Source organism: Halolamina salina (genome assembly GCF_042678005.1).
GTDB lineage: Archaea > Halobacteriota > Halobacteria > Halobacteriales > Haloferacaceae > Halolamina > Halolamina salina.
Window position 1 is genome coordinate 1 of record NZ_JBHUDH010000005.1, and the last position, 4716, is coordinate 4716.

Here is a 4716-nt window from a genome sequence, read left to right on the forward strand (position 1 = left end):
CCGCCGACGCTGACCCCCGAGAGGTCGGCGTCCTCGCGGAACCGCGCCTCCGTGAGGTCGAGGGCGCTCTCGAACGTCGTCCCGCGGAAGTCGGCGTCCTCCTCGAACGCGGCCTCGGTGAACAGCGTCTCGCCGGCGAACGTCGCCCCAGCGAAGTTCGCGAGGGCGAACTGGCCGTTGGTGAAGTCGGCGTCGCCGCCGAACGCCGGGCCGCTGAAGTCCGCATCGTCGATCTCGACGTTCATGTCCCCGCGGAACTCGGCCCCGCGGAACGAGGCGTCGCCCTCGAACCGCGTCTCCCGGAACTCGCCGTCGCCGGTGAACGTCGCCTCGTCGAAGTCGGCGACCGCTTCGAAGGTGGCGCCGACGAAGTCGGCGTACCGGAACTCCGCCTTCCGGAAGGAGGCACGCTCGTGGAAGACGGCGTCCTCCAGACAGGCGTCGTCGTCGAGGAGGTTGGCGTCGCCGCGGAACTCGACGCCGTCGAAGACGGCGGCGGCCTCGTACTCGGTGAACCGGAGGCAGGTGTCGCCGTGGAACCGCCCCTCCTCCAGCGAGACCGGTCCCCGGAAACGGGTGCCGATCAGGTCCACGTCGCCGACGAACGTCGCGTGTGCGGCGTCGAACTCGCCGTCGATCTCGGCGTCGGAGATGTCGACGAACTCCCGGAACACGGCCTCCTCGAACGCCACGTCGCCGATCGAGGCGTGCCGGAGATCGAGTGGCTGGCGCAGTTCCGCCGTCGCCAGCGACAGCGTTCCGGCGACGGTCGCGTGTCGGAGGTCGAGCGGGAACTGGTCGCCCGTCTCCAACACCAGATACGAGAGGTCCAGATCCTCGAAGTTCCCCCCGATCAGCTGTTTCCCCTCGCGGCCCTCCGCCTCTGCGGCCCGCTCGACGGCGGCCGCCACCGCCCGGTCGTCGATCCCGAGGTCGTCGCGCGCCTCGGGCGACATGTGGACCACGCAGTACTCGCTGTCGTCGTGCGCCTCGTGAGGACAGGACCACGGCTCGGTGAGTGAACTGTCACGGTCGGCCGACCGTGATCCCGAATCCGGGTCGAACGTGTACGAGCAGTCCCCACGCATACGCGTATGGCGTTTCTCTCTTGACACAAAAAGGTACGTGACAATTTGACATACGGGGGCGGGGTGTTCGGAACCGGCGGTCTACGCGACTGACGAAACCGATATCGGGGTCGTATCAGGGAACAGACCAATCACTACTATAATGATGGTGGGTCGAAAACTCCGACTCATCATGGCAAACGGAGACACGGTCGAGGGGGGCGAGCACGGGAGCCACGCGTCCGACGGGGGGGACGAACTCGATATGGGCGGCAGCGAGCAGTGGCTGAACCGGCACTTCGAGTCGCGGTTCTTCGCGCTCAGGTACACGCTGCTCGTCCCCGTCATCGTCGCGTTCATCGGCTCGACCGTGATGTTCGCCAACGGCACCTACCACACCGGGAAGGCGATGTCGGCGCTGGTCATCGGCCGACACCTGGGGAGTTCACAGGAGGTGACGCTCCCGATCATCAAGGCGCTCGACGCGTTCCTCGTCGGCATCATCCTCGTCATCTTCTCGTTCGGCATCTACGACTTCTTCATCAGCGAACTCGACCCCGCCGAGCGGTCGAGCATCCGTCCCGACTGGTTCAAGTTCGAGTCGACCGGCGAGCTCAAGAACAAGCTCATCGAGGTCGTCCTCGTCATCCTCGCGATCAAGTTCTTCGAGCAGATGGTCGCGAACGCCGACCAGATCACGGACATCGAACGGTTCCTCGTCATTCCCGCCGGCGCCGCCATCCTCGCGATCAGTCTCGGCTTCTTCAAGTGGGCGACGGAGTGAGCGGCCCTCCCCTCGTCAGCGGGCCACGCGCCGGCCGAGGACGAACACGACGAGCGCGACCAGCAGCGCGCCGACGAACGACTCGATGCCGGCGAGCGTCCGTGCGGTCGTGCCCACGGGCTGGACGTCGCCGTAGCCGAGCGTCGTGAACGTCACGATGCTGAAGTAGACGTTCTTCCCGAGGGTGACGACCCCGTCGGGGGTGAACAGCGCCAGCGGGCCGGCGAGCTCCCGGGCCTCGACCGCGCCGGTCGTCCCCCGGGTGAACAGGGTGTAGAACACCCCCCACAGGAGCACGATGACGCTGGAGACGTAGACGACCCGCCAGAGGCGCTCGCCGTAGCCACACGTCTGGTAGAGCACCCAGTTGCCCAGCACCTTCCCGCCGGCCGCCAGCCGGTCACGGACGGACCCCTCGCCGCTGGTGAACGCGCGGACGTTCTTCTTCCGTCGGTACGTGAGCTCCTTGATGAAGAACTCGGCGGCGGCCTTGCGGTGGCCGAACGCGTCGGCGCTGTTTTTCGCTTTCAGGTACGTCGACTCGAGCTCCGAGGGCGACTCGACCGGCCCGATCGTCCAGGTCGGCGTCGGCATCGCCTCCCCGCCGTCGGTGACGCCGCGGGGCTCGTCCGCGACGCCGTCGTAGGCGAACTCGTGGATCGTCCAGTCGGTCCGCGCGAGCTCCTCGTTGTGCTTGGAGAAGTCGAAGTCCTCGAACTCGGTGTGACAGAACCGGAAGTAGTCGAAAAGCTCGTGCTCGTCGGTCCCCGCGTCGCTCCCCTCGAGCTTGACGTCCCGGAGCACGGCCTGTTCCATGTCGTAGAACACCGCGCCGTCGTCGGGCTGGATGATCGTCCCGTCGGCGAACGAGACCTCGGACATGTCGACGACCGTCTCGGCGCCGACCGGTTCGACGGTCAGATCGAGCGTCTCCTCGAACCTCGATCCGGCGAAGGTGGCGCCGGCGCCGAACGCGGTGTCGTCGAACGTGACCGGGCCGAACTTCGCGGCCGCGAACGACACCACCTCGTCGAACGTCGTGTTCTCGAACGCGACCGTGGAGCCGTTGAGTGCCGTGTCGCCGCCGAACGCCGCGCCCGTGAAGTCACAGGGCGCGTGGAACCTCGCCCCGTCGACGGTCACGGTTCCGTCGTACTGTGCGTCCGTCGCGTCGAAGCGGCCCGCCACTTCGGCGCCGTCGAACTTGGCGCCGGCCTCGTGGTTGGCCTCGCTGAACTCGACCCGGCCGTCGAACACGGCGTCGGTGAAGTTGGCGAACCGGAATCGTGCGCGGGCGAACGTCACGTCGCTCTCGAAGTGGACCCCGCGGAACGACGAGTCGTCCTCCACGACCGTCTCGCTCCCGTGGAAGCTCACCCCCTTGAACGTCGTCGTGCCGGCGAACGTCGCGCCCTCGAAGCTGACGTTGTCGCGGAACTCCGCCTCGCTGAACTCCGCGACCCCCGCGAACGTCGCGTCCTCGAACCCCGCGCTCGCCACGAACGCCGCTCGCTCGAACGTGGCGTTCCCCCGGAACTGGCCGCCGTCGAACGCGGCGTTGTCGGTGAACGTCGTATCGACGAACGAGCAGCTCTCCCGGAACGTCGCATCCTCGAACACCGCGAAGCCGAACTCCGCCCGCTCGAACCCGACGTCCCCGTCGAAGGCGGCGTCCCGGAAGCTCACGTCGCCCGAGAGGATCCGCGACTTCCCCTGGAACTCGACGCCGTGGAACCACGCCCGCGTCTCGAAGACGGCGCCGACGAAGTCCGCGTCGCCCCGGAACCGTGACTCGTCGAACCGCACCTCGTCGGCGAAGATGCAGTCGTCGAACGTCGCGGTTCGGTCGAACACGACCGACTCGAAGTCGGCCTCGTCGCCGAACGTCACGTCCGCGAACCTCGCGGCGCGGAAGCGCGCCCGATCGAACGACGCCGGCCCCTCGAACGCCGCGTTCTCGAAGGTGGCGTCCTCGTCTTTGGTGTTGGCGCCGCCCTCGAACTCGGCGCCGTCGAACGTCGCGGCCGCCTCGAAGGCGGCGTCGTCGAAGGCGGCGTCGTCGCGGAAGCGACACTCGAGGAACGTCGCAGGCTCGCAGAACGTTGCCTCCGAGAACACGGCGTCGTCGTCGAACGTCGTCTCCTCGAAGCTGACCGCCCCCTCGAAGGTGGCGTCCTGGAAGGTGGCGTAGCGGAACTCCACGGCGTCGAACGTCGCCTCGCCGAACGTCACTCCCCGGAAACAGGCGTCGTCGTCGACGACGTTGTCCCCGCCGTCGACCTCGGTGCCGAGGAACGTCACCGCCGACTCGAACGTCGCCCCCTCGAAGTTCGCGTCCTCGCGGAAGCGGACCTCCTTGAAGGAGGCTTCGCCCTCGACCGTCGCGTCGGTGAACACGCCGTCGCGATCGAATTCGGTCGCGTCGAACGACGCCGCCGCCTCGAAGGTGGCGTCGGCGAACGTCCCGCCGTCGAGGGAGGCGTCGTCGAACTCGGCGGCCGCCTCGAAGTGCGCGCCGACGAACTCGCCCCTGCCGTCGAACACGCTCCCGGCGAACGACGCCGACGCCCGGAACGTGACGCCGCCGAAGTCAGCGTGCTCGAACTCGGCGTTCGCGAACGACGCCGGCCCGTCGAACACCGCCCCCTCGAAGGAGATGTCGTCGTCGAGGTGGTTCGTCTCCCCGTGGAACTCCGCCCCGCGGAGCAGCACCTCCTCCCGGAACCGCGCGCCGTCGATCGCGCTGTCGCCCTCGAACCGGGACTCGTCGAGCGTCACCGGCCCCTCGAACGTGGCGTCCCGCCAGTCCACGTCGTCCTCGAACGTCGCCGTCGTCCCCTCGACGGCGCCGGTACAGCGGCCGCC

General features: G+C 68.0%; 3 protein-coding genes. 1 reads left to right on the top strand and 2 read right to left on the bottom strand.

Going from position 1 to position 4716, the window contains the following annotated elements; translation table 11 throughout:
- On the bottom strand, positions 1 to 1088 hold a 1088-nt coding region (locus ACFR9S_RS00630), incomplete at its 3' end, for a pentapeptide repeat-containing protein (protein ID WP_379817741.1).
- A 172-nt stretch (positions 1089 to 1260) separates the two neighbouring features.
- On the opposite strand from ACFR9S_RS00630, the gene ACFR9S_RS00635 reads away from it, so the two are divergent.
- On the top strand, positions 1261 to 1851 hold the full coding sequence (locus ACFR9S_RS00635; RefSeq protein WP_379730584.1) for a YqhA family protein: 591 nt from the start codon (positions 1261 to 1263) through the stop codon (positions 1849 to 1851).
- Positions 1852 to 1866: 15 nt separating this feature from the next.
- Here the strand turns inward: ACFR9S_RS00635 and ACFR9S_RS00640 are convergent.
- A partial coding sequence (locus ACFR9S_RS00640) for a pentapeptide repeat-containing protein (protein WP_379817743.1) occupies positions 1867 to 4716 on the bottom strand: 2850 nt, incomplete at its 5' end.

Bases quoted from the DNA above. Each gene is read 5' to 3' on its own strand.
- ACFR9S_RS00635 (WP_379730584.1), top strand. From the start codon at position 1,261: ATGGCAAACGGAGACACGGTCGAGGGGGGCGAGCACGGGAGCCACGCG.